General features: G+C 62.5%; 18 protein-coding genes. 14 read left to right on the top strand and 4 right to left on the bottom strand.

The window, feature by feature from the left end; translation table 11 throughout:
- Positions 1-25 precede the first annotated feature (25 nt).
- Positions 26-238: a zinc ribbon domain-containing protein gene (locus ACOX7T_RS12430; protein ID WP_006574732.1), complete on the bottom strand. Its 213-nt coding sequence runs from the start codon at positions 236-238 to the stop codon at positions 26-28.
- A 142-nt stretch (positions 239-380) separates the two neighbouring features.
- On the opposite strand from ACOX7T_RS12430, the gene ACOX7T_RS12425 reads away from it, so the two are divergent.
- The 5 genes from ACOX7T_RS12425 to ACOX7T_RS12405 all read left to right on the top strand — a co-directional run bounded on the left by ACOX7T_RS12425 (position 381) and on the right by ACOX7T_RS12405 (position 5,874).
- Entirely contained in the window at positions 381-923 is a 543-nt protein-coding gene (locus ACOX7T_RS12425) for a 4'-phosphopantetheinyl transferase family protein (protein ID WP_433443213.1), read from the top strand.
- 207 nt (positions 924-1,130) lie between these two features.
- Positions 1,131-2,222 (top strand): MGDG synthase family glycosyltransferase, encoded by a 1,092-nt coding sequence (locus ACOX7T_RS12420; protein ID WP_433443211.1) that lies wholly within the window; start codon positions 1,131-1,133, stop codon positions 2,220-2,222.
- A 108-nt stretch (positions 2,223-2,330) separates the two neighbouring features.
- On the top strand, positions 2,331-3,407 hold the full coding sequence (locus tag ACOX7T_RS12415) for a lysylphosphatidylglycerol synthase transmembrane domain-containing protein (protein ID WP_433443209.1): 1,077 nt from the start codon (positions 2,331-2,333) through the stop codon (positions 3,405-3,407).
- Between the two features lie 180 nt (positions 3,408-3,587).
- Positions 3,588-4,538, top strand: a complete 951-nt coding sequence (locus ACOX7T_RS12410) for an ROK family protein (protein WP_433443207.1) — start codon at positions 3,588-3,590, stop codon at positions 4,536-4,538.
- Positions 4,539-4,704: 166 nt separating this feature from the next.
- Positions 4,705-5,874 carry a homocysteine S-methyltransferase family protein gene (locus ACOX7T_RS12405; RefSeq protein WP_433443205.1) on the top strand — a complete coding sequence of 390 codons (1,170 nt, stop codon included), beginning with the start codon at positions 4,705-4,707 and terminating at the stop codon, positions 5,872-5,874.
- Positions 5,875-6,032: 158 nt separating this feature from the next.
- On the opposite strand, the gene ACOX7T_RS12400 is transcribed toward ACOX7T_RS12405, so the two are convergent.
- The 3 genes from ACOX7T_RS12400 to ACOX7T_RS12390 form a co-directional block, all read right to left on the bottom strand.
- The gene (locus ACOX7T_RS12400; protein WP_433443203.1) at positions 6,033-6,677 is read right to left on the bottom strand and encodes a corrinoid protein; all 645 of its coding nucleotides are present in this window, start codon (positions 6,675-6,677) and stop codon (positions 6,033-6,035) included.
- Positions 6,678-6,813: 136 nt separating this feature from the next.
- The gene (locus ACOX7T_RS12395; protein WP_433443201.1) at positions 6,814-7,986 is read right to left on the bottom strand and encodes a SpoIIE family protein phosphatase; all 1,173 of its coding nucleotides are present in this window, start codon (positions 7,984-7,986) and stop codon (positions 6,814-6,816) included.
- Complete coding sequence (locus tag ACOX7T_RS12390) at positions 7,979-9,652, bottom strand: [Fe-Fe] hydrogenase large subunit C-terminal domain-containing protein (RefSeq protein WP_433443198.1); 1,674 nt, start codon at positions 9,650-9,652, stop codon at positions 7,979-7,981. The genes ACOX7T_RS12395 and ACOX7T_RS12390 overlap by 8 nt, the downstream gene beginning before the upstream one ends.
- 264 nt (positions 9,653-9,916) lie before the next feature.
- On the opposite strand from ACOX7T_RS12390, the gene ACOX7T_RS12385 reads away from it, so the two are divergent.
- The 9 genes from ACOX7T_RS12385 to ACOX7T_RS12345 all read left to right on the top strand — a co-directional run.
- Positions 9,917-11,722 carry an FAD-dependent oxidoreductase gene (locus ACOX7T_RS12385; protein WP_433443196.1) on the top strand — a complete coding sequence of 602 codons (1,806 nt, stop codon included), beginning with the start codon at positions 9,917-9,919 and terminating at the stop codon, positions 11,720-11,722.
- Positions 11,723-11,894: 172 nt separating this feature from the next.
- A complete protein-coding gene (locus tag ACOX7T_RS12380) occupies positions 11,895-13,595 on the top strand; it encodes a M3 family oligoendopeptidase (RefSeq protein ID WP_433443194.1) in 1,701 nt (566 codons plus the stop codon).
- 226 nt (positions 13,596-13,821) lie between these two features.
- Positions 13,822-14,049, top strand: coding sequence for a helix-turn-helix transcriptional regulator (locus tag ACOX7T_RS12375; RefSeq protein WP_006574750.1), 228 nt, complete (start codon positions 13,822-13,824; stop codon positions 14,047-14,049).
- Between the two features lie 92 nt (positions 14,050-14,141).
- Positions 14,142-16,928, top strand: coding sequence for an FAD-dependent oxidoreductase (locus ACOX7T_RS12370; protein WP_433443191.1), 2,787 nt, complete (start codon positions 14,142-14,144; stop codon positions 16,926-16,928).
- 136 nt (positions 16,929-17,064) lie between these two features.
- Positions 17,065-17,775, top strand: a complete 711-nt coding sequence (locus ACOX7T_RS12365) for a LytR/AlgR family response regulator transcription factor (RefSeq protein ID WP_433443189.1) — start codon at positions 17,065-17,067, stop codon at positions 17,773-17,775.
- On the top strand, positions 17,772-19,106 hold the full coding sequence (locus ACOX7T_RS12360) for a GHKL domain-containing protein (protein WP_433443187.1): 1,335 nt from the start codon (positions 17,772-17,774) through the stop codon (positions 19,104-19,106). The genes ACOX7T_RS12365 and ACOX7T_RS12360 overlap by 4 nt, the downstream gene beginning before the upstream one ends.
- A gap of 210 nt (positions 19,107-19,316) precedes the next feature.
- Entirely contained in the window at positions 19,317-21,701 is a 2,385-nt protein-coding gene (locus ACOX7T_RS12355; protein WP_433443184.1) for a glycoside hydrolase family 2 protein, read from the top strand.
- 1 nt (position 21,702) lies between these two features.
- Positions 21,703-22,299 (top strand): hypothetical protein, encoded by a 597-nt coding sequence (locus tag ACOX7T_RS12350; protein ID WP_433443182.1) that lies wholly within the window; start codon positions 21,703-21,705, stop codon positions 22,297-22,299.
- A gap of 90 nt (positions 22,300-22,389) precedes the next feature.
- Positions 22,390-23,405: glycoside hydrolase family 3 protein (locus tag ACOX7T_RS12345; RefSeq protein ID WP_433443180.1), on the top strand; the 1,016-nt coding region annotated here is incomplete at its 3' end.

Here is a 23,405-nt window from a genome sequence, read left to right as displayed (position 1 = left end):
GGGAAAATTCCCGCCGCCTGTTTTTTCAGCCGCCGATGAGGAAGTCGAGGATATCCATGCCGGTGTCGTTCTGGGCCTTGTAGAGCTCGGTGTAACCGCACCGGGTGCAGGTGATGGTGTAAAACTTCTTGTTCTGGATGTCGAAGAACTTGGCGAAGTTTCCGCCGGTGGCCTGGAACTGGTCGTGCTCATAGGTCATACAGCCGCACTTGGGGCAGACATACTGTTGCTGTTCCATAAAAGCGTCACTCCTTATTTCCCGGGGAAAGGGGGACAGCGGCAGTTCACCGGGATTTTGCAATCATTGTACAAAAGACAGATTGAAAACACAATATAAAAAGCATTAAAATAAGTGCAGCTTTTAGTGGAGGGGGGACATTATGCTGCTGATACTGGGGAGCAGAAATGAGGAGGGGCGGGCTGCGTCCCGGCGGCTGCTGGCGCTGGGTCTGCGGGAGATCTGGGGCCTGGAGGAGATGCCGCCTGTGGAGCGGGGCCCCATGGGAAAGCCCTTTTTCCCTTCCATGCCCCATATCCATTTCAACCTGAGCCACAGCGGTGACCTGGCCCTCTGCGCCTTCTCCGATCAGAGCGTGGGGGTGGACATCGAGCGGGTGCGTCCCCACCGTGCCGGTCTGCCCCGGTATGTGCTCAGCGACCGGGAGTACCGGTGGTTTGAGGCCCAGGGGGGCGGCTGGGAGAAATTCTGCCAGTTGTGGACCCGGAAGGAGAGCTGGGTCAAGCGGACGGGGGGCAGCATTGCCGGACCGGCCAAAATCTGCCCGCCCCTGCCCGGCGAACAGGCGGAGGGCGTGCTGCTGCATGACTTTTCCGGCGAGGGCTGGCATGCCGCTGTGTGCGCCGCCGGGACGCAGGAGTGCAGAATTCTGTGGAGAGACAGCACGGAGGGTTATAAAATATAAATTCAAAAACAGCGCGGCTTTTTTCGTGTTTTATGAAAAAAGCCGCGCTGTTCTGTCTATAATGTGATGAAACCTGGAATTTCGAAATAAGAAATTTCCTTTTTCTTAATGATTCTTTAAGCTTTGGGGCAGGGTTTTCTAAAGATTCAGAAGCTATACTCAGGAATGTAAACAGGAAGGAAACGCGTAATGACAGGAGGGTTGGACGTGAAAATCCTGATTTTGACAGGAAAATTCGGCATGGGCCACTGGTCGGCCTCCCAGACTCTGGCGCAGCAGTTCCAGGACGAGGAGCCCGGCACAGAGGTCAAGGTGCTGGACTTTATTGATTATGCCGTGCCCAGCGCCTCTGAGGCGTGGTACAAGGGCTTTTCCCTGCTGGTCACCCACGGCAGCGGGATTTACAATACTTACTATAAGATGACGGAGAACATGGAGAGCGACGCCCACCCGCCCTTTGAGTGGCACTTCCTGGACCGGCTGGAGACCCTGCTGGAGGAGGAGCGGCCCGACATGGTGGTGGCCACCCATCCCCTCTGTGCCCAGCTGGTGTCCCGCTGGAAGCAGGAGACCGGCGTATCGCTGCCGCTCATCACCTGCATCACCGATTTGTCGGTCCACGGCGAGTGGATTAACAGCAATACCGACTGCTATCTGGTGGGGACCCCCGAGCTGCGGGAGCAGCTGGCCCGGAAGGGTGTGGACCTGGCCATCATCGTGCCCACGGGCATCCCGGTGAAGGCCCAGTTCAAGACTACGCCCCACCAGCGGGACGGCCAGCGCCGGCACCTGCTCATCATGGGCGGCGGCCTGGGGCTGCTGCCCCGGAAGGAGCGGTTCTACGAGGAGCTCAACGCCCTGCCCGGCGTGGAGACCACCATCATCGCCGGACGGAACGAGAAGCTGCGGGAGCGGCTGGAGGGGAAGTATGAGCACATCCATGTGGTGGGCTACACCGACCGGGTGTACGACTACATGGCCCAGGCTGACCTGATGCTCTCCAAGCCCGGCGGCATCACCATGTTTGAGAGTATTTTCTCCGAGCTGCCCCTGCTGGCCTGGGAGCCCTTCCTCCAGCAGGAGATCAACAATGCCCGGTTCCTGGTCCGCGCGGGCATCGGCGCTGTGGCGGCCAAGGAGATCGAGGACTGCCTGGAGGCCATCCGCAATCTGATTTACGACCGGGAGAAGCTCTCGGCCATGGCGGGCAATATGCGCCGCCTCAAGAGCCAGCTGGCTGACAATACCCTGGGCGCCATTCTGGAGACCCTGCGTGTGATGAAGGGAGCGTGCGCGTAATGAAGAAAAAGAATACCTTTGCCCGGCGCTTCGCCGCTGTGGCCGCGCTGACCGCCGTGCTGGCCCTTGCCGGACGGCTGCTGTGGGGCTGGAGGCAGGTGCACGCCCATGAGTAAGGCCAAGCGGCTGACGGGCGGAGCCCTGCTGCTGGCGCTCATTGCCCTCACCTTTTACCTGTTGCTGCGCAACCAGCCTATCTCCCAGCTGCTGGACGTGCTGGGGAAGATAAAGCCGGGCTATGTGGTCCTGGGTCTGGGGCTGATGTTTGTCTTTGTGGGCAGCGAGGCCATGTGTTCCAAGCTGATTCTGGGCCGCCTGGGCCATCCGCTGCCCTACCGGCGCTGCCTGAGCTTCTCCTTTGTGGGATTCTATGTCAGCTCCATCACGCCCTCCGCCACCGGCGGACAGCCCGCCCAAATCTACTACATGAGCAAGAGCGGCGTGCCCGCCGCCCACGGCGCCCTGAATATGATGATGATCGCCGTGTGCTACCAGGTGACCGTGCTGCTCTACGCCATCGGCGCGGCCATCGCCATGCCGGGGATGATCTCCGCCATGGGCCCTGGTATGGGCCTGCTGCTGCTCTACGGCGCGGTGGTCATGCTGGCCCTCACCGCCGGCATGCTCTGCTTTATGTTCCTGCCCAACGCCGCCCGGCGGCTGATGAACGGCCTGCTGAATCTGGGCGTCCGGCTGCGGCTGGTCCGCAACCGTGCCGCCGCCCAGGAGAAGCTGGAGCGGCAGATGGCCGAGTACCGTTCCGGCGCGGAGTGCTTCAAAAAAAACGCCGGGCTGGTGCCCGTGCTGCTGGGGCTGAACGTGGTGCAGCTCACCGCGCTGTTTCTGGTGCCTTTTGTGGTGTATAAGGCCTTCGGCCTCAGCGGCCACGGAGCCATGGAGCTGGTGGGGGTTCAGGCGTTGCTCACCCTGTCCACCTCCTCGCTGCCCCTGCCGGGCGCGGTGGGCGCCACTGAGGGCGGCTTTGTTACCCTGTTCGCCCTCTTCTTCGGCGCGTCCCTGGTGACGCCGGCGGTGCTGGTCTCCCGGGGCATCAGCTTTTATGCCTTCCTGCTCCTCAGCGGCTTTGTTACCCTGGGGATCCACTTTGCCGCGAAAGGGTGGAGCGGCGAAAAAAACACAGGCGCAGCGGCTGTGAAGCTGAATGAGGCGGTCCCAGCCGCGTAAGACGGAAGAAAACATGTTGCAGATTGCCCTTAAAATGTCAGCCACCCGTGGATTATTTTTACCGTGCCTCAGGCCGTGCCCTCTTGTGGGGCACGGCTTTTTTCGCTATAATAAAGAAAATACTGCGCTGGTCCGGCGCGGCAGCGGAAGTACAAAGAGGACAAGGGAGGACGTTTTCTTATGAAGTATCTGGGCATTGACCTGGGCGGCATTAACGTGGCCGCCGCCGTAGTGGATGATACGGGTACCATTCTCAGCCGGGGCAAGATCTCCACGCCCCGTACCGGCGCGGAGGCTGTGGCGGCCGCCATGGCCGAGGCGGCCCGTCAGGCACTGACCGCCGGTGGCTTCACCATGGACGACATTGCGTCGGTGGGCATCGGCTCGCCCGGCGTCATTGACCCCAAGAACGGCATTGTGGAGTACTGGTCCAACCTGGACTTCCACAACGTGCCTCTGGCCGACATGCTCAAGGCCCGCCTGGGCAAGGAGGTCTACATTGAGAACGATGCCAACGCCGCGGCACTGGGCGAGTACGCCGCCGGCGCGGGCAAGGGCAGCCACTCCATGGTGGCCATCACCCTGGGCACCGGCGTGGGCGGCGGCGCCGTGCTGGACGGCAAGCTGTACACCGGCTTCAACTACGCCGGTCTGGAGGTCGGCCACTTTGTCATCGAGTACAACGGCCGCCTGTGCACCTGCGGCCGCCGGGGCTGCTTTGAGACCTACGCCTCCGCCACCGCCATCATCAAGCGGGCCCGTGAGCGGATGCAGGACAACCGGGAGACCCTGCTGTGGAAGCTGTGTGACGGCGACCCGGAGAAGGTGGAGGCCCGCACCGTCTTTGACGCGGCGGCCCAGGGCGACCTGCTGGCCAAGGAGCTGGTGGAGGAGTACCAGTCCTATCTGGCCTGCGGCATCACCAGCCTGATCAATGTGTTCCAGCCTGAGATTTTCTGCGTGGGCGGCGGCGTGGCCGGCGCCGGCGAGACCCTGATGGGGCCTGTGCGGGCCATTGTGGACCGGGAGGACTACGCCCGGGACAGCAAGCGCCGCACCATCCTCACCCTGGCCCAGCTGGGCAACGACGCGGGCATCATCGGTGCCGCCCTGCTGCCCCTGTTCCGCTGAGACAGGCATTCAAATTCAGACAGAACAGTCCGGAGCGGGCACCGCACAGCGCGGCGCCCGCTCCGCCGCTATATTTTGTACTGTACGGGAAGATTGCCTTGCATTTTGGTACAGAACCCGGTATACTGAATTCCAAATATATGAAGCTCAAGGAGGAAGAACTTCCATGGACATACCTCTACCCCTGCCTCTTCTCATCGGCGGCGCCGAGGACAGTGAGCATGCCGGCGCCCGGGAGAGTACCTGGCTGCCCGGACATCGGGAGAAGCTGAGTCTGATCCAGCAGACCTGGGCCGCGGCGGGCTGCGGCGCGGTGGTAGCCCCCACCTTCCGGGGCAACCGGTTCCGCCTGCCCCGGCGGGACGGGGAAGAGGACGTGCGGGGCTACAACCGGACCCTTGTGGAGCTGACCCGCCGTTCGGCGGGGGCCGAGGTCCTGGTGGCCGGCTGCATGGGGCCTGCCGGGCAGGAGCTGGAGCCCTTCGGCGACGTGTCCTTTGAGGAGCTGGTGACGGCCTATGCCGAACAGGCCGCCGCGCTGGCGGAGGCGGGCGTGGACCTGTTTCTGCTGGCGGAGGGCATGACCATGGCTGAGGAGCGGGCCGCCATGCTGGCGGTGCGTCAGGCCTCCGACCATCCGGTGGTGGTACTGGCCAGCTGTGACAAGGAGGGGCGTACCCAGTGGGGCACCGACGTGCTGGCTGCCCTGATTGTGATGCAGGGCATGGGGGCGGCCGCCTTCGGCCTGAGCTGCCGTGAGGGGGAGGAGGCACTGCTGGAGCAGCTTCAGCGGCTGACGCCCTATGCGTCCATTCCGTTGGCAGCGGTGATCAGCCGTGCCGGTCAGGCGCTCCAGCCTCTGGCAGAGGCGGGGGTGAAGCTCTTCGCCTGCGGCGGGGAGCTGAGCGGCGAGGGGACAGCGGCTCTGAGCCGCGCGCTGGAGCAGGTGGACTTCTCCCGCTTTGTGCCGCCGGAGCACGACCCGGACGTGATTCCCTGCGCCAGCGAAAAGGAGGCCCGCTTCATCACCCCCGACGTGGATGTGGGGGAGACCATCGAGTGCACCTCCGACCTGATGGAGGAGATTCTGGAGGCGGAGGAGACCTGTCCCCAGGGGGCGCTGAAGATTGCCATCCTGGAGGAGGACGACGTGGCCATCTTTGCGGAGAACCAGTACGCCGTCCGGGACGCCCTGTGTCTGTGGTCCGACGTGCCCGAGCTGCTGGAGCAGGCTTTGCGGGTCTACCAGGGCCGGGCCTTCTGGGACGGCACCGGCGACCTGGAGCCGGAGTTTCTGGCTGAGATGTCCAGGAAATACGGCCTGGTGCTTCTGTAAACAAACGCCCTGACTCCGGCGGTATCGCCGGCGTCAGGGCGTCGCGTTTATTGGAGCGGTATACGCTCCCGGCCGGGCGTATTTGAACTTTGAACATAAATAGACGCCGCGGGTATCCATTCGGACACCCACGGCGTTTGTGTTATGTATCGGAGCAATTACTGCGCCAGGAGACCGATAGCGGCCTCGGCGGCGGTGGCGGCGTCGGGCGTATAGCAGTCGGCGCCGATGGAGTCGCAGAAGGACTGGGTGACAGGAGCGCCGCCCACCATGATCTTCACCTGATCGCGCTTACCCTTCTGGGTGAAGTACTGCACCACATTGCCCATCTCGGCCATGGTGGTGGTGAGCAGGGTGGAGCAGCACACCAGCTGGGCATTGTGCTCCACGGCGGCCTCGTAGAACTGCTCGGGAGAGACGTCCACGCCCAGGTCGATCATCTCAATGCCCTTGCCCTCCATCATCATGCGGACCAGGTTCTTGCCGATGTCGTGGAGGTCGCCCTTGACGGTGCCGATAACGGCGGTGCCCTTGCTCTCCATACCGGTGGCGGCCAGCTGGGGCTTGATGAGGTCGATGCCGGCGTTCATGGCGCGGGCGGCCACCAGAACCTCAGGAACGAAGATCTCGTTGTTCTTGAACTTCTCGCCCACCATGCCCATGCCCTCCAGCAGGGCCTCGTTGAGGATGGTGAGGGCGGGAATGCCCTCCTCCAGGGCCTGGGTGACATACTGCTTGACCAGCTTGGCCTTGCCGATCTGCATGGAATCGCTAATCTGCTTAATCAGTTCGGACTGTGACATAAATAATCCCCCCGTATTTATAATCGCTGTCTTTGTCATTATGATACAAAAGAGGAGAAAAATCTTATATGAAGATTGTTTTGTTTTTGGAAAAAATATGGCTACTTATCACAGATATAGACAGAAGAGGGCGCGGTCAGAATCTGTACATGGAGACCTGCTTGCCCATCCGTCTCAGACAGTCGGCCAGCTGGTCGGCGATCTGCATCTTCCGATCGAACCCGATGGGCATGCCTGCACTCTGGTGGGCCGGGTTGACTGCCCGGCCGATGTACAGGTTGACGTCAGTGGCCTCCTCAAAGAGCATCCGGGCGGCCAGGGATGCGCCGTCCTTCTTGTAGCCCCACTGGCTGTACCGGGTGTTGTCCCCCAGATAGTCCACGGCGTACTCCACCACCCGGCTGAGGGTGACCACGCCCTCGGTGACCAGGTCTACCCCCTCCAGCTTTGCGGTGGGGGGAATCTCCGGGTCCATATAGGCGGGGAGGGTGGTGTCCAGCTCACGGCCCAGATGCCGGGCGGCCAGGGCGGAGGTTGTGCCGCCGGAGACGATGTGCTTCCCGGGCTCGGCAAAGAAGGCGGTGAGCATGGCCTCTTCGTCGTCAGGGTCCCGGGAGGGGCCCAGCATCAGGCTGACGGTCTGCCGCCGCCGGAGCCGGACCGTGCATACCGTGGTGTCATCCCCGGGCCGCTCGCCGTAGAGCCGCTTGCACTCTCCGGCCAGGAGGGAGGACACGGTCTTGGCGGTGGCGTGGGGGTCGTACATGGTCTCCAGGAACTGGCCGATGGCCCACCGGTCCCAGGTCAGGTCCAGCACCGGCCCCACGCTGGCGTGAAGGGCCCCGTCGCTGAAGGCCACAAAGGTGTCGTTCTCCCGGAGGTCGATGGCGGCCTGGTAGATCTTCTTGCCGTCAATCTCCACCATGTCCTGGGGATAGGCGTAGGGGTGTCCGTCCCGCAGGAGAATGACGTGGGGGTTGTCAAACTGGATGATCTGGGCCTGCTCCCCTTCAAAGCGCAGGATGGTGAAAGTGGAGTAGGCCACCTGCCGCTCCGAGCACACGGGCAGAGTGGCGGCGATGGTGTCCACGCAGTCGGCCAGGGACAGGCCGTTGGCCATCATGGTGGAGATGATCTTGGCTGTCAGGGTGGAGAGGATGCTGGCTTTCACGCCGGAGCCCAGCCCGTCGGCCAGCACCACCACCAGGCTGCCGTCCCCGCCGTCCACAATCTCCACGTGGTCGCCGCACAGCTGCTCGCCGAATTTATTCAGGCTTACATAGCCCACATCGGGAATCAGTTCACTCATGGCCCAGGCTCTCCTTCAGCTTGGTGAGGGCCACCTTGGTCTCCGCCGCCGTCTCGCCCAGCAGGGAGGCGATCTCCTGGACGGTGCGCATCTGCTTGGCGATGACCCTGTCCGCCACCTCCAGCGTGATGGCGTTCACCGCCTCCCGGTGCTCCCGCTCCCGTTCCTCGGCGGTGATGTCCCGCATGATGCAGATGAGGATGTGGTAGCCCTCGTCATAGGTGACCATCTGCTCCACGTATTTGTCGTAGTCCTTGAGATAGAGGCACTTCTGGTGATAGGGGCGGCCCAGCTGGAGGGTCTCCACATAGACCTCCGGCGCCAGCAGGCCTCCGGGCTGGGTGCCCTTCAGCTCCTCCGGTCCGGCGCCAAGCAGGCGGCAGGCCGCGTCGTTGACCTGCTGGATGACCAGGGTGTCGTCAAACACCACGATGGCGTTGGGGGTGTTCTGGATGATATGGTCGGAGAAGGACTCGGCCCGCTCCTTCAGGTAGGGCAGGCACATGGTGATGTCTGCCTTGCCCGCCAGCACGGCGGCCGCCTTCTCCCGGCAGGTGTCGTACCCGCAGGTGCCGCAGTTGAGCTCGTCGGAGGGGCGGGTCTTGCCCATCTGCCGCAGCACCTCCTCAATGGCGGCGCTGCCCGGCTTGACCTGCCCGGTGAGCAGCAGGGGAAAGCGCTTGTTCATCTTCTCCGGCGGCAGAGGCTCAAAGGGGAAATCGGCGGGGCCGGCGTACCGGTCCACGGTGACAAAGTCCCGCACCGCCGCCCGGCGGTTCTTGCCCATGGCCGGGCCGCCGATGCAGCTGCCGGGGCAAGCGGACATTTCGATAAAGCACTTACCCATCCGTCCGGCGGCGATATCCTCCAGGGCGGTGATGCAGTTGTCGATGCCGTCCACCGCCAGATAGGCGTAATCCGGGTTCCGCTCCGCCATGGTGCGCAGAATGCCGCCGGTGGTGGGGAAGAGCCGGGCACGGCTTTCAGCGTTGCCGTCGGTTCCTGCCTCCAGGGTCACTCCCGCCTGGTCCAGCCAGGCGGACAGCTCCTCAAAGGTGAGGACGCAGTCCACAATGCCGGGGTAGGCCTCGGCCTCGTCCTTTTTGGAGATACAGGGGCCGATGAACACGGTGCGGCACCCGGGATACCGCCGCTTCAGGTCCCGGCAGTGGGCCTGCATGGGGGACACTACCTTGGCCAGGGCGGGCAGCACCTCGGGGAAGTGCTTCTGCACCAGCAGGTTCACCGTGTGGCAGCAGGTGGAGACAATGACCTCCTGCTCACCGGCGGCGGTGAGGTGCTCGTACTTGGTCTTGACCATGGTGGCCCCCAGGGCGGTCTCCTCGGCCCCGGCAAAGCCCAGCTGCTTGAGCGCCGCCTCCATGGAGGAGATGGTCACACCCTCCCAGGCGGCCACAAAGGAGGGGGCCACGCTGGCGTACACCGGCGCGCCGGAGGAGAGCAGGGCACGGGCGGCGGGCAGGTCGTCCCGCACCTCCTTGGCGTTCTGAGGGCAGGCCACAAAGCACCGGCCGCACAGAATGCACTCCTCGGAGACAATGTTGGCCTGGTGGTCGGAGAAACGGATGGACTTGACGGGACAGTTGCGGATGCACTTGTAGCAGTTCTTGCAGTTGGACTTTTTCAGCCTGATATAGTCGTCCATGGGCAGCGCCTCCCCATTGTTTCTTATATTTAAGTATATCGGCGGAAGGTGTGCCTGTCAATTCGGCCATGCTGTTTATCAAAGTAAAGGCCCAAAGCGCAAAATATTAATAAAAGTGTGCAATAATTACAAAAATAGAATAAATTTCGGACAAATGTGTAAATAATTTGTCAAATACTGCTTGTGTGAAAACAAAGAAAATGATATAATCTTAACAACCCAAGCCGAGGAAAGACGAATGGAAAGAAGAAGGAGGAACTACCAATGAATCTGAAAAAAGGCATCAGCCTCTTGCTGGGCTCCGCCCTGCTGATTGGCATGATGGCAGGCTGCACCAATGAGACCGCTCCGTCTCAGTCCCCCAGCACCGCTCCCACCGGCGCCTACACCGCCGGTACCTACACCGGCACCGCCGACGGCAACAACGGCCCTGTGACCGTTGAGGTCACCGTCAGCGACAGCGCCATCACCAAGGTTGAGGTGACCGAGCAGGCCGAGACCGAGAGTATCGCCGCTCCCGCTCTGGAGCGCATCCCCCAGGCTATTGTGGACAACCAGTCCCTGGGCATTGACGCCGTCACCGGCGCCACCAACACCAGCAACGCCATTCTGAACGCCGTTGCTGCCGCCATCACCGAGGCCGGCGGCGACGTGGAGGCCCTCAAGCAGGTGCCCGTGCAGGTGGAAGAGGGCGAGACTGCCGGCGACATGACCGCTGACGTGGTGGTCATCGGCGCTGGCGGCGCCGGCCTGTGCGCCGCCATTGAGGCCAAGGACCAGGGCGCCGGAACCGTCATCCTGCTGGAGAAGATGGCCTCCATCGGCGGCACCACCTTCACCTCCCAGGGCGTCATCGGCGCCTATGGCAGCGACCTGCAGAAGGAGATGGGCATTGAGCTCACCTTCGAGGAGATGTACGACAACCTGATGAGCAACGCCTCCTACCACCTGGATCCCGCCCTCACCACCATCACCCTGGAGAAGAGCGGCGAGACCATCAACTGGCTGGCCGACCGGGTGGGCATGAACTTTGTGGACGTGAAGGTGGGCTATGGCCCCCTGCAGATGATGCACCAGGTGGAAGGCGCCGGCGCCGGTATGGCCGAGCCCTTCAGCAAGAGCCTGGACGACGCCGGCGTGGAGCTCATGCTGGAGACCAAGGCCACTGAGCTGGTTATGAACGCCGACGGCAGCGTGGGCGGTGTGAAGGCCGTCAAGGGCGGCAGCGAGTTCACCATCACCGCCAAGAGCGTGGTCATCTGCACCGGCGGCTACGCCTACAACCCCGAGCTCACCGCTCTCTTCAGCCCCGAGCTGGCCGGCACCTTCGGCATCGGCTTCCCCGGCTCCACCGGCGACGGCATTATCATGGCCAGCAACGTGGGCGCCGCTACCACCCACACCGACGACATGATGTGCGTCCTCAAGGACTACACCATTATGGCCGAGCACAACGGCACCTCCGCCACCGCCAGCAACAACGGCTTCATGTCCCTGCCCAACATGATCATGGTGGGCGCCGAGGGCAAGCGCTTTGTCAACGAGAAGGACCAGGGCTACATGACCCAGAAGCTCAACAGCCCCGTGTTCGACCAGATGCACAAGGACGGCCTGGGCTACGTCTGGGCCATCTCCGACCAGGCTGCCATTGACGCCACCGGCGGCAAGACCAAGCGCAACCTGGACCTGGAGTACGTCACCGGCAACACCATCGAGGAGTTCGCCGCCAACCTGGGCGTGGACGCCGCCGGGCTGGAGGAGACCATCAACAACTTCAACGCCTACGTGGATGCCGGCTACGACCAGGAGTTCCGCCGCACCGGCGACGAGCTGGCCAAGCTGACCGCTCCCTATGTGGCCATCCCCCTGGTGCCCTGCGAGATCATCACCTACGGCGGCATCGCCCGCAACGAGAACGCCGAAGTCCTGCGTGCTGACGGCAGCAGCATCCCCGGTCTGTATGTGGCCGGCGAGGCCAGCGCCAACAGCGCCTACATGGGCTTCACTCTGGCCAACTGCTTCGCCTGGGGCCGCATCGCCGGCGCCAGCGCCGCGGCTTACGCCCAGTAATTTCCTAGCCTCCCTTACCGCCCCTGTCCAGCCGGACAGGGGCGGTTTTCTGTGCATGTTTCCGCCCCGCAGTGGGAAAATAATCCTTGCCAAAGGGGCGTATGTGTCCTAATATGAACCTGGGGCGCCCGCCGCCAAGGCGGGCCGCCCCGACGGAAAGGAGCGAAACACCATGAAATTTTCCGACATGACCTATACCCGGCCCGACCTGGAGGCAGCCAAAGCCCAAATTCAGGCCAACACAAAGGCCCTGCGGGAGGCCAAGACCTTCGGGGAGGCCAAAGCGGCCTTTTTGGAGATGCAGAAACTGGAGAGTGCCCTGCGCACCGCCGACGCCCTCTCCTATATCCGCCATACCATCGATACCCGGGACGCCTACTACGATGAGGAGGCCCGTTTTCTGGCCGAGCACCTGCCCCTGCTGAAGGAGGACGAACAGGAATTCCAGAAGGCCCTGCTCGCCTCCCCCTTCCGGCCGGACTTTGAGGGTGAGTACGGCGCCCTCTTCCTGAAGGACATGGAGATGGAGCTCAAGACCTTCATCCCCGCCATTGTACCCCTGATGCAGCGGGAGAACGCCCTGGTGCTGGACTATGACCAGCTCATCGCCTCCGCCCAGATCCCCTTTGAGGGGGGCGTGTACACCCTGTCCCAGCTGACTCCCTTCAAGCAGGACCCGGACGATGCCCGCCGCCGCGCCGCCTGGGAGGCGGAGGGCCGCTTCTACCTGGAGCACGGGGAGGAGCTGGACGCACTCTATGACGAGCTAGTCCAGGTCCGCACCCGTCAGGCCCGGGAGATGGGCTATGAGAACTTCATTGAGCTGGGCTACTACCGCATGGGCCGCAACAGCTACACCAAGGAGGACGTGGAGAAGTTCCGCGCCGCCGTGGTGAAGTACCTGGTGCCCGCCGCCGAGCAGGTGGTGAAGGCCCAGGCCAAGCGGCTGGGCAAGGAGTACCCCCTGAACTTTGCCGACGCTGCCCTCTTCTACCGCACGGGCAATGCGGTACCCCAGGGCGGACCCGACGAGATTCTGGCCCAGGGGGTGGAGTTCTACCACGACCTTTCCCCCGAGACGGCGGAGTTTATCGACTTCATGATGGACGGGGAGCTGATGGATGTGCTCTCCCGCACCGGCAAGGCGGGGGGCGGCTACTGCACCGATATCCCGGATTACCACTGTCCCTTCATCTTCGCCAACTTCAACGGCACTCAGGGCGACGTGGAGGTCATCACCCACGAGGCGGGCCATGCCTTTGCCTCCTATATGGCCCGGAACCTGGAGCCTCTGGAGAACCGCAGCCCCACCATGGAGTCCTGTGAGATTCACTCCATGACCATGGAATTCTTCGCCTGGCCCTGGTCTGAGAAATTCTTCGGCCCCCAGGCGGACAAATTCCGCTACAAGCACCTGTCCGACGCCATTACCTTCATCCCCTACGGCACCATGGTGGACCACTTCCAGCACCTGGTCTACGAGAACCCGGATATGACCCCCGCCCAGCGCCACGAGATCTGGCGGGATTTGCTGGGCACCTATATGCCCTGGATGAAGCTGGGGGAGATCTCCTTCTACGGGGACGCCAAGGGCTGGCAGCGGCAGAGCCACATCTACCAGGTGCCCTTCTACTATATCGACTACTGCCTGGCCCAGACGGCAGCGCTGGAGTTCTGGGCCCTGATGCAGACCGACCGGGCTGCCGCTTGGCAGCGGTACCTGGGCCTGGTGAAGCTGGCGGGCACCCGCACCTTTACCGAGCTGGTGGCCTCCGCCGGGCTGGACACCCCCTTTGGGGACGACGCCCTGCGCACCGTCTCCGCCGCCGCCCTCCGGTGGCTGGAGCAGGTGGACCCCACCGCCCTGGCCTGAACTCTGTCTGAAGCCCATGAGCACCCGCCGCGAAAACCGCGGCGGGCGTTCTGTATATCCCGGGGGAGAAGGGGCCATAACAAAACCGGCCTGCCTGCTGTAAAAAGAGCTTGCAGTTTTGACCGTTCTGTCATACACTAATTTTGCAACTTGTTAAGTTATAAAATTATACTTTTAAGTTGTGGCTTAAATCATATCGGAAAAGTATACTATACAGGGTGATAGCATGCGGAAGGAGCAGAGTCAGAAATACAAATATCTGGGACTGAACATCGCGTATTACCGGAAGGAGCGGGGGCTCTCCCAGAGTCGTCTGGCCGAGCGGATCAACGTCAGCCGCACCCACATGAGCCGGATTGAGACCGCCGACTGTGCCGTGTCCCTGGACGTGGTCTTTGCCATCTGCGACGCCCTGGAGGTGCCGCCGGAGAAGCTGTTTGCCTTCCGGATGTAATATCCAAAGCAATGAGAGCATTCTGTGCGCAAGCACTGAGAAAACAGAGAAGTTACCGCCCCCCAACGGAGCAAGAGAAAGGACGATGAAACATGGAAGCGTTTGAGCTGAAAAAGGGATTCTATTTCACCGGCGCCATTGACCACAACCTGCGTGTGTTCGACATCATCATGTACACCGAATTCGGCACCACCTACAACTCCTATGTCCTCAAGACCGGCAAGCACACCGTGCTCTTTGAGACCGCCAAGGCCAAGTGCTGCGAGGACTGGCTGAAGAAGGTAGGGGAGATCACCCCCATCGAAGAGGTGGACTACCTGGTGGTCAGCCACACCGAGCCCGACCACTCGGGCAGCATTGAGCGGCTGCTGGACCTGAATCCCCGGCTGAAGATTGTGGCCACCGGCTGCGCCCTTGGATTCCTGAAGGAGATTGTCAACAAGGACTTCTACTCCATCGCCGTCAAGGACGGTCAGACCCTGGAGCTGGACGGCAAGACCCTGGAGTTCATCGTGGCTCCCAACCTCCACTGGCCCGACACCATGTACACCTACATCCGGGAGGACAAGACCCTGGTGACCTGCGACTCCTTCGGCTCCCACTACGCCATGGACGAGGTGGTGGCCAGCAAGGTCACCGACCAGGAGGGCTATCTCCGGGCCACCAAGTACTATTTTGACTGCATCATCGGGCCCTACAAGCGCTTTATGCTCTCCGCCCTCAAGCGGGTGCGCCAGCTGGACCTGGACATGATCTGCCCCGGCCACGGCCCGGTGCTGGACTGCAACATCCCCTGGATGCTGGACACCTATGAGGAGTGGTCCACCGTCATCAACCCCAATCCCAAGACCACCGTCATCATTCCCTACGTCAGCGCCTACGGCTACACCGGCAAACTGGCCCAGGCCATCGCCCAGGGCATCAAGGAGAGCGGTGACATCGACGTGCGCACCTATGACATGGTGGAGGCCGACGCCGTCAAGGTGGCCGAGGAGCTGCTGTACGCCGACGGCTTCCTGCTGGGCACCCCCACCATTGTGGGCGAGGCTCTCAAGCCCATCTGGGACCTGACCACCGGCATGTTCGCCACCACCCACGGCGGCAAGCTGGCCAGCGCCTTCGGCAGCTACGGCTGGAGCGGCGAGGGTGTGCCCCACATCATGGAGCGGCTCAAGCAGCTGAAGATGAAGACCGTGGAGCCCTTCCGGGTCCGCTTCAAGCCCAGCGAGGGCCAGCTGGAGCAGGCCAGGGAGTTCGGCCAGAATTTCGGCCAGACCCTGCTGGAGAACCAGAAGCCGGTCAAGCGCGCCCCCGCACGGAAGGTGAAGTGCAAGGTGTGCGGCGCCGTGTTCGACGAGGGCACGGAGGTCTGCCCTGTGTGCAAGGTGGGTCCCGAGCACTTCGTGCCCCTGGAGCAGGAGGCCGCTCCCGCCGCCCCCAAGGCAGGGGAGAAGGTGCGCTGCAAGATCTGCGGCGCCGTGTTCGACGGCTCCAAGGAGCGCTGCCCCGTGTGCGGCGTGGGTCCCGAGCACTACGTGAAGCTGGACGAGCAGAAGGCTTCCGCCCCCAAGGGCGGCCGCAAGCTGGTGAAGTGCCTGGTGTGCGGTGAGATCTTCGACTCCTCCCTGGACACCTGCCCTGTATGCGGCGTGGGCCGGGACAAGTTCGTGGAGGTGGAGGAGGAGAAGACCACCTTCCGCAACGACACCCAGAACAGCTACGTCATCCTGGGCAACGGCTGCGCCGGCGTCAGCGCGGCGGAGGCCATCCGGGAGCGGGACAAGACCGGCCGCATCCTCCTCATCTCCAATGAGGGCCCCGCCTACCAGCGGCCCATGCTCACCAAGGCCATGCTCTCCGGCCTCACCGAGGAGCAGATGGCCCTTCATCCCGCCGGCTGGTATGAGGCCAACAACATCGTGCAGATTCTGGGCCGCCAGGTCATTTCCGTGGACACGGAGAGCAGAACCGTCACCCTGGACGGCGGCAGCGCCCTGCCCTACACCAAGCTCATCTTCGCCCTGGGCAGCGAGTCCTTCATCCCGCCCATCCCCGGCCATGACCAGGAGGGCGTGGTGGCCATCCGCCGCATCGGCGACGTGGAGAAGGTCCAGGCCATGGGCAGCGCCCTCAAGCGGGCCGTGGTCATCGGCGGCGGCGTGCTGGGTCTGGAGGCGGCCTGGGAGCTGCGCAAGGCCAAGTGCGAGGTGACCGTGCTGGAGCTGGCGCCCCAGCTCATGGGCCGTCAGCTGGACGACGCGGCAGCGCAGCTGCTGCTCAAGCAGTGCGACAAGGTGGGCGTCCGGGTGGAGACCGGCGTTCAGATTACCGCCATTGAGGGTGACGGCAAGGTGACCGGCGTGAAGCTGGGCACCAGCGAGGTCATCCCCGCCGATTTGGTGGTGATGTCCTGCGGCGTGCGGGCCAACACCGCCATCGCCAAGGCCGCTGGCGTGGAGACCGACCGGGCCATTGTGGTGAGCGAGAACATGGAGACCAACCTGCCCGGCGTGTACGCCTGCGGCGACTGCGCCCAGTTCAACGGCGTCAACTTTGCCCTCTGGCCTGAGGCCCAGGAGCAGGGCAAGGTGGCTGGCGCATGTGCCACCGGCGACCTGGTTGCCTACAAGACCATCTCTCCCATCCTGGCCTTCCACGGCATGGAGACCGAGCTCTTCTCCCTGGGCGACCCGGGCAAGACCCCCGGCGTGTCCTATCAGACCGTGGAGATCCGGGATGACGTCCAAGGCCGTCTGGAGCGGTACTACTTCACCGGCGGCCGCCTGTGCGGCGTGATTCTGGTGGGCGACCTGTCCAGGATGGCGGACATGATCAAGGCCGTGGAGGAGAAGCGGCCCATGGACAAGTTCTTCGCCTGAGCGGAAAAGCAAGTGAATTCAGGGCCGGAGGCGTGATGCCTCCGGCCCTTGTCCTGTCCTGACGGCAATTGTTGCGCGTCAGGCGGGGAAATGGTATGATAAAAAGAACAAAGTACCGATGGGGGAGGCGGCAGCGATGATACGGATTGCCCTGGTGGAGGATGAGGAGAGCTACGTGGCAACCCTGCGGGAATTTCTCGCCCGCTACGAGCGGGAGCGGGGAGAGCGGCTTCAGATCACCGTCTTTTCCGACGGAGACGAGATCGCTCTGAACTACAAGAGCGAGTACGACGTGATTCTCATGGATATTGAGATGCGCTTTATGGACGGCATGACCGCCGCCGAGGAGATCCGGCGTGTGGACCCGGAGGTGGTCATTATCTTCATCACCAACTCCCCCCAGTATGCCATCAAGGGCTATGCGGTGGACGCGCTGGACTATGTACTCAAGCCTCTGACCTATTTTGCCTTCTCCCAGCGGATTGACCGGGCCCTGGAGCGGCTTGGTAACCGGGAGCAGCGGTATATGATGATCAACATCAAGGGTGGCAGCAGAAAGCTGGATGTCTCCCGTGTGTGGTTCATTGAGGTGCGGGATCACGACCTCATCTACCACACAGAGGAGGGGCTCATCACCACCAACGCCACCATGCGGGAGGCGGAGAAGGCCCTGGAGGGCTGCGCCTTTTTCCGGTGCAACAAGGGGTATCTGGTGAACCTGGAGCATGTGGACGCCATCCGGGAGGACAACGCCATTGTCCACGGGGAGACGGTGCAGGTGAGCCGGGCCCGGAAAAAGGCCTTTCTGGACGCCCTGAACAACTACCTGGGCGAGGTGAGCAAATGAACGAGGAGCTGCTGGGCAATATCCCGCGCATCCACACCGCCCTGGCTGAGTGGATTGCCTGCATGTTCTGCGTGGCCCAGCTGCCCAAACGCTTTCACGGCGTCAGGCTCTGGGGGGCGTCGGGCGGCTTCCTGGCGGTACTGTGTGTCTTTTTGGAGCTGACGGGGGATCTGCCCGTAGGCTGGTTTCTGCCCTGCATTCTGGCTTCCGTGCTCATCATGTTCGGCTTTTTGGCCTCCTGCTGTAAAATTCCCCTGCGCAATGCGGCATACTGCTGCGTCCGCGCCTTCATCATCGCGGAGTTTGCCGCATCACTGGAATGGCAGCTGTACAGCTACTACTGGTATGTGATGGCGGGCGGGAAGGACACCGGAGTGCTCATCCGCTGGGGCTTCCTGCTGGGGACCTATCTTGTGGTGTTCGGGCTGATCTATCTGCTGGACTTCCGGCGGCGCAACAGCGACGTTGCGCTCCAGGCCGCCCAGCTGACCACCCGGGAGCTGTGGTCCTCGGTGGCCATCGGCGCGGCTGTCTACGGCCTGAGCAACCTGAGCTATGTGACGGTCAACACGCCCTTCTCCGGCCAGGGGGTCTATGAGATCTTCAACATCCGCACCCTGGTGGACCTGGGCGGTATCGCCATTCTCCACGCCCACCACGTCCAGCTCTCCGAGCTCCACGCCCGGCGGGAGGTGGACGCTCTCCAGAACGTGCTCCATGCCCAGTACACCCAGTACCAGCAGAGCCAGGAGAGCATTGAGCTTATCAACCGGAAGTACCACGACCTGAAGCACCAGATCGCCGTCCTCCGGGCCGAGGCGGACACGGAGAAGAAAAACGCCTATCTGGACCGGATGGAGGAGGAGATCAAAGCCTACGAGGCCCAGAACAAGACGGGCAACCAGGTGCTGGACACGGTGCTCACCAGCAAAAGCCTCTACTGCCAGCAGCACAACATCAGCCTGACCAGTGTGGTGGACGGCACGCTGCTGAATTTTATGGATGAGATGGACCTGTGCACCCTCTTTGGCAACGCTCTGGACAACGCCATTGAGAGCGTGGAGAAGGTCCAGGACCTGGAGAAGCGGCTGATCCATCTCTCGGTGGCCCGGCAGAAGGCGTTTGTCCACATCCGCCTGGAGAACACCTATGCGGGAGAGCTGAAGTTCGAAGGAGATTTGCCCGTCACAACCAAGGCGGACAGCCGGAACCACGGCTACGGCCTGAAGAGTATCCGTCAGACCGCCAAGAAATACGGCGGATCGGTGACCATCACCACAAGAGGAGCGTGGTTTGAGCTGCGGATCCTCATCCCCCTGGACGGGGTATAACAACATAAACGCAAGCCCGGACTTTGGCGAAACGCCCAAAAAGTCCGGGCTTATTTTTGTGTTTTATGAATAGGTGACGGACGGCTTGCGGGTAAAAAACAACCGTTCACGGGCACGGCGATCCGGTGAAAAAATTTTATGGTAGGCTATTTTCGAAAAGTGACAGCGCCGGCAGCTGGCCGGGCTGAGAAGAATCGCATAAAGGGGAAGATGGATTTGACAAAGCGCATTCCGTGGAACAACGACTGGGCGTTTACCGAAACTTTTGACGAGGCGTTTCTCAACGGAGCGGGGGAGAGCACTGCGGTGCGGCTGCCCCACACCTGCAAAATGCTCCCCCTCCACTACGCTGACGAGCACGACTACCAGATGATTTGCGGCTACCGCCGCAGCTTTGATGTACCCGAGGTGTGGAAGGGCAAGCGGCTCTTCCTCACCTTTGAGGGCGCGGCCCATCAGGCCACCGTGTTTGTCAACGGCAAAGAGGCGGCCAGCCACTTCTGCGGCTACACCGCCTTTACCGTGGAGCTGACCGACCTGGTGGAGTACGGCAAGGAGAACAGCGTGGCCGTCAGGCTGGACACCCGGGAGAGCCTGGACCAGCCCCCCTTCGGCCACGTCATCGACTACATGACCTTCGGCGGCATCTACCGTGAGGTGTACCTGGAGGTGAAGGAGCCCGCTTTTCTGGCTGACGTGTTCGTCCGCACCCCCGAGCTGGACAGGGCCCTGGTGGACCTGACGCTGGAGAACAGCGCCATGGCGGACACGGTGGGTCTGACCATTCTGGACGGCGACGGCAAGACGGTCTTTACCGGCGCTGCCAAGGCGGAGGCTGAAATTCACAGCTTCCCCTGCCCGGTGCCCGGCGCACAGACCTGGTCCCCCGACAGCCCCGCCCTCTACACCCTGCAGGCCGCCCTGAAGGACGCCGCCGGCAATGTGCTGGACGTGAAGAAGGTGCGCTTTGGCTTCCGCACCGCCCGGTTTGAGAAGGACGGCTTCTACCTCAACGGAAAGAAACTGAAAATCCGGGGTCTGAACCGGCACCAGAGCTACCCCTACGTGGGCTACGCCATGCCCGCCTCGGTCCAGCGCCACGACGCCGAGATTCTCAAGTACGAGCTCCAGTGCAACGCGGTGCGCACCAGCCACTACCCCCAGTCCCACCACTTCCTGGACGCCTGCGACGAGCTGGGCCTGTTGGTGTTCACTGAGATCCCGGGCTGGCAGCACATCGGCGGCGAGCACTGGAAGGACGTGGCCTGTGACAACACCCGGGACATGGTGCTCCAGTACCGCAACCACCCCTCCATCATCCTGTGGGGCGTGCGTATCAACGAGTCCCAGGACGACGACCCCTTCTACACCCGAACCAACGCCATCGCCCATGAGCTGGACCCCTCCCGCCAGACCAGCGGCGTGCGGTACATCTGGAAGAGCAGCCTGTTGGAGGATGTGTACTCCTTCAACGACTTCTCCCACGCCGGCAACAACGGCGGACTGCTGCCCAAGTGGCTCATCTCCGGCGGGAAGGAGAAAGGGTATCTCATCAGCGAGTACAACGGCCACATGTACCCCACCAAGTCCTTTGACACCGCCGCCAACCGACTGGACCACGCCCTCCGGTTCGCCACTGTGCTGGACGCCATCTACGGCAAGGACGAGGTGGCCGGCGGCTTTGGCTGGTGTATGGCCGACTACTACACCCACGGCGACTTCGGCTCCGGCGACCGTATCTGCTACCACGGCGTGCTGGATATGTTCCGCAACCACAAGCTGGCCGCGGCAGTCTACTCCTCTGCGGGAGATGCCGCGCCCGTGCTGGCGGTGGGCTCTGAGATGGACATCGGCGACTACCCCGCCGGCAGCATCGGCGACAACTACATCTTCACCAACGCCGACTTTGTCCGGGTCTGGCGGGGCGACCGCCAGCTGGGCGAGTACCGCCCCACCGGCAAGCGGTGGAAGCACCTGAAGCACCCGCCCATCCCCTTCAACGACACCATCGGCGACGCCATCGAGAAGGGGGAGGGCTGGAGCCACCGCAAGGCCGAGGCCCTCAAGGACTCCCTGCTGGCCATCCAGCGCTTCGGCGTAAAGATTCCCGCCAAGTATATTATCAAGACCGGTCTGCGGGCGGTGCGCTACCTGGCCGGTCCGGGTACCTTCTCCCGGCTGTATGCCAAGTACTTTGAGAACTGGGGTACCTCCGCGCCGGTGTACCGCTTCCAGGCGGTGAAGGACGGCAAGGTAGTGGCCGAGATCTCCAAGTCCTCCAACGCTAGGCTGAGCCTGTCCGCCGATGCCAGCGCCACTGTCCTCACCGAGGGGGACACCTACGATGCCGCCGCCATCCGGGTGCGCATTGTGGACGAGAACGGATCCACCGCCCCCTATGCCCAGCTGCCCGTCCGCTTTGAGGTGTCCGGGCCTGTGGAGCTCATCGGGCCGGACACCGTCTGCTCCGACGGCGGCATGTGCGGCACCTACATCAGGACGACCGGCCAGACAGGTACCGCCACCCTGCGCATCATTGCCCCCCAGACCCAGAGCGTGGAGCTGACCTTCCAGGTGGGCAAAGAGGAGAACTGATATGGAAGAAGCAAAGACCCGCTCCGGCGCCAATCCCTGGACCCGCTTCCGGGACAAACACCCCGGAACAGCCCAGTTCCTGGTGTTCTTTATGCTGAGCAACGGCATCACCGTGCTCCAGATGATCATCATGCCGGTGTTTAAGAGCCTGTTCGGCATGACCGACCTGGTGAACACCACCTTTCAGATTCTCCCGGTGGGCCACAATTTTGACGGGAGCGTCTACTACATCTTCAACTATCCCGCTGGTGCCATTGCCGACGGCGGCGGAGGCGGCTTGGCCTACTTCCTGGCGGTCCAGGTGACGCTGCTCATCGCCCAGGTCATCAACTTCTTCGCCCAGCGGAATGTGACCTTCAAATCCAAGAGCTCCATGGGGAAGGCGGCCTGCTGGTATCTGGTGGCCTATGTGGCCATCACCCTCATCGCCGCGGCTCTTCAGGGCCTGTACAAGGCGCCCGTGTACCAGTTCTTTATGGAGACGCTGAACATGGGCGCAGCGGGGGAGACAACGGCGGATTTGATCACCATGCTGATCAACTGCATCATCTCCTTCTGGGTCTATTTCCCCATTCTCAAAATTATTTTCCGCAAATAACAGATGCGTTCCAACCGGAGCACACAGAGAGGAGGTGAGCGGAAAGAACGTTCTCTTGCAGTTCTGCAATGCTATTTTTAGAGGATGGATATGTTCAAGAAACCCAAAGTATGGCGCGGCCTGACCGCGGTCTGCGCCCTGTTCCTGGTCTTCTCCATGATGGCCGCCTATATCTTCGAGCTCTACCGCACCTCTGTGGACGCCTTCTTCGGCACCCGCAGCCAGGTGATGGTGACTTCCGAGTCCAACGACGCCGAGGACGCCTGGACCTACCAGTCCGACTTTACCACCGCCCAGGAGGCCTATGAGGGCTTCAAGGAGTTCGCCATCCGGGAGTCTCAGGAGACCTATGCCCTGCTGAAGAACGACAATGACGCCCTGCCCATTGCCAGCGACGCCAAGATCACCCTTTTTGGCATCCGCAGCTACGCCCCCGTCTACGGCAACAACGGCGGCAGCACTCCCGACGGCAAGGCCACTGTGGAGATCTTCGATGCCTTTGCCGAGCGTGGCTTCCAGATCAACCCCTCCATGCTGGCGGCCTATGAGGCCAATTTCGCCGGTGAGGAGTGGGCCACGCCCCAGTTCGGCGGCGGTATTATGCCTCAGTACACCTCCATCACGTCCTACAACGACCCCTGCGAGCTGACCCTGGACGAGCTGGCTGCCCTGAATCCCGACTACAACAGCCAATACAGTGAGTACAGCGACGCCGCCATCGTGGTCTTTGGCCGTGTGGGCGGCGAGAACGGCGACGGCTACTATCCCGGCGAGGCCGGTCTGGCCGACGGCGTGGAGACCGTCACCGGCAACATCCTCAGCCTGAGCACTGAGGAGCAGGCCATTCTGGACGAGGCCAAGGCCAACTTCGACAAGGTCATCGTGCTCATCAACGCCGCCAACCCTATGGAGGTGGGCAGCCTGGCCGAGGACCCCGACGTGGACGCCATCCTGTGGATTGGCTTCCCCGGTGCCTACGGCTTCTACGGCGTGGCTGACGTGCTCAACGGCACCGTCTCTCCCTCCGCCCACCTGGGCGACGTGTTCGCCAAGAACAGCGCCCTGGCCCCTGCCATGATGAACTACGGCAACATCCCCTGGGCCAA

The sequence above is a fragment of the Pseudoflavonifractor sp. genome (assembly GCF_050943825.1).
GTDB lineage: Bacteria > Bacillota > Clostridia > Oscillospirales > Oscillospiraceae > Pseudoflavonifractor.
Note: the sequence above shows the minus strand (reverse complement) of the source record. Positions and strands in the feature narration are given on the sequence as shown.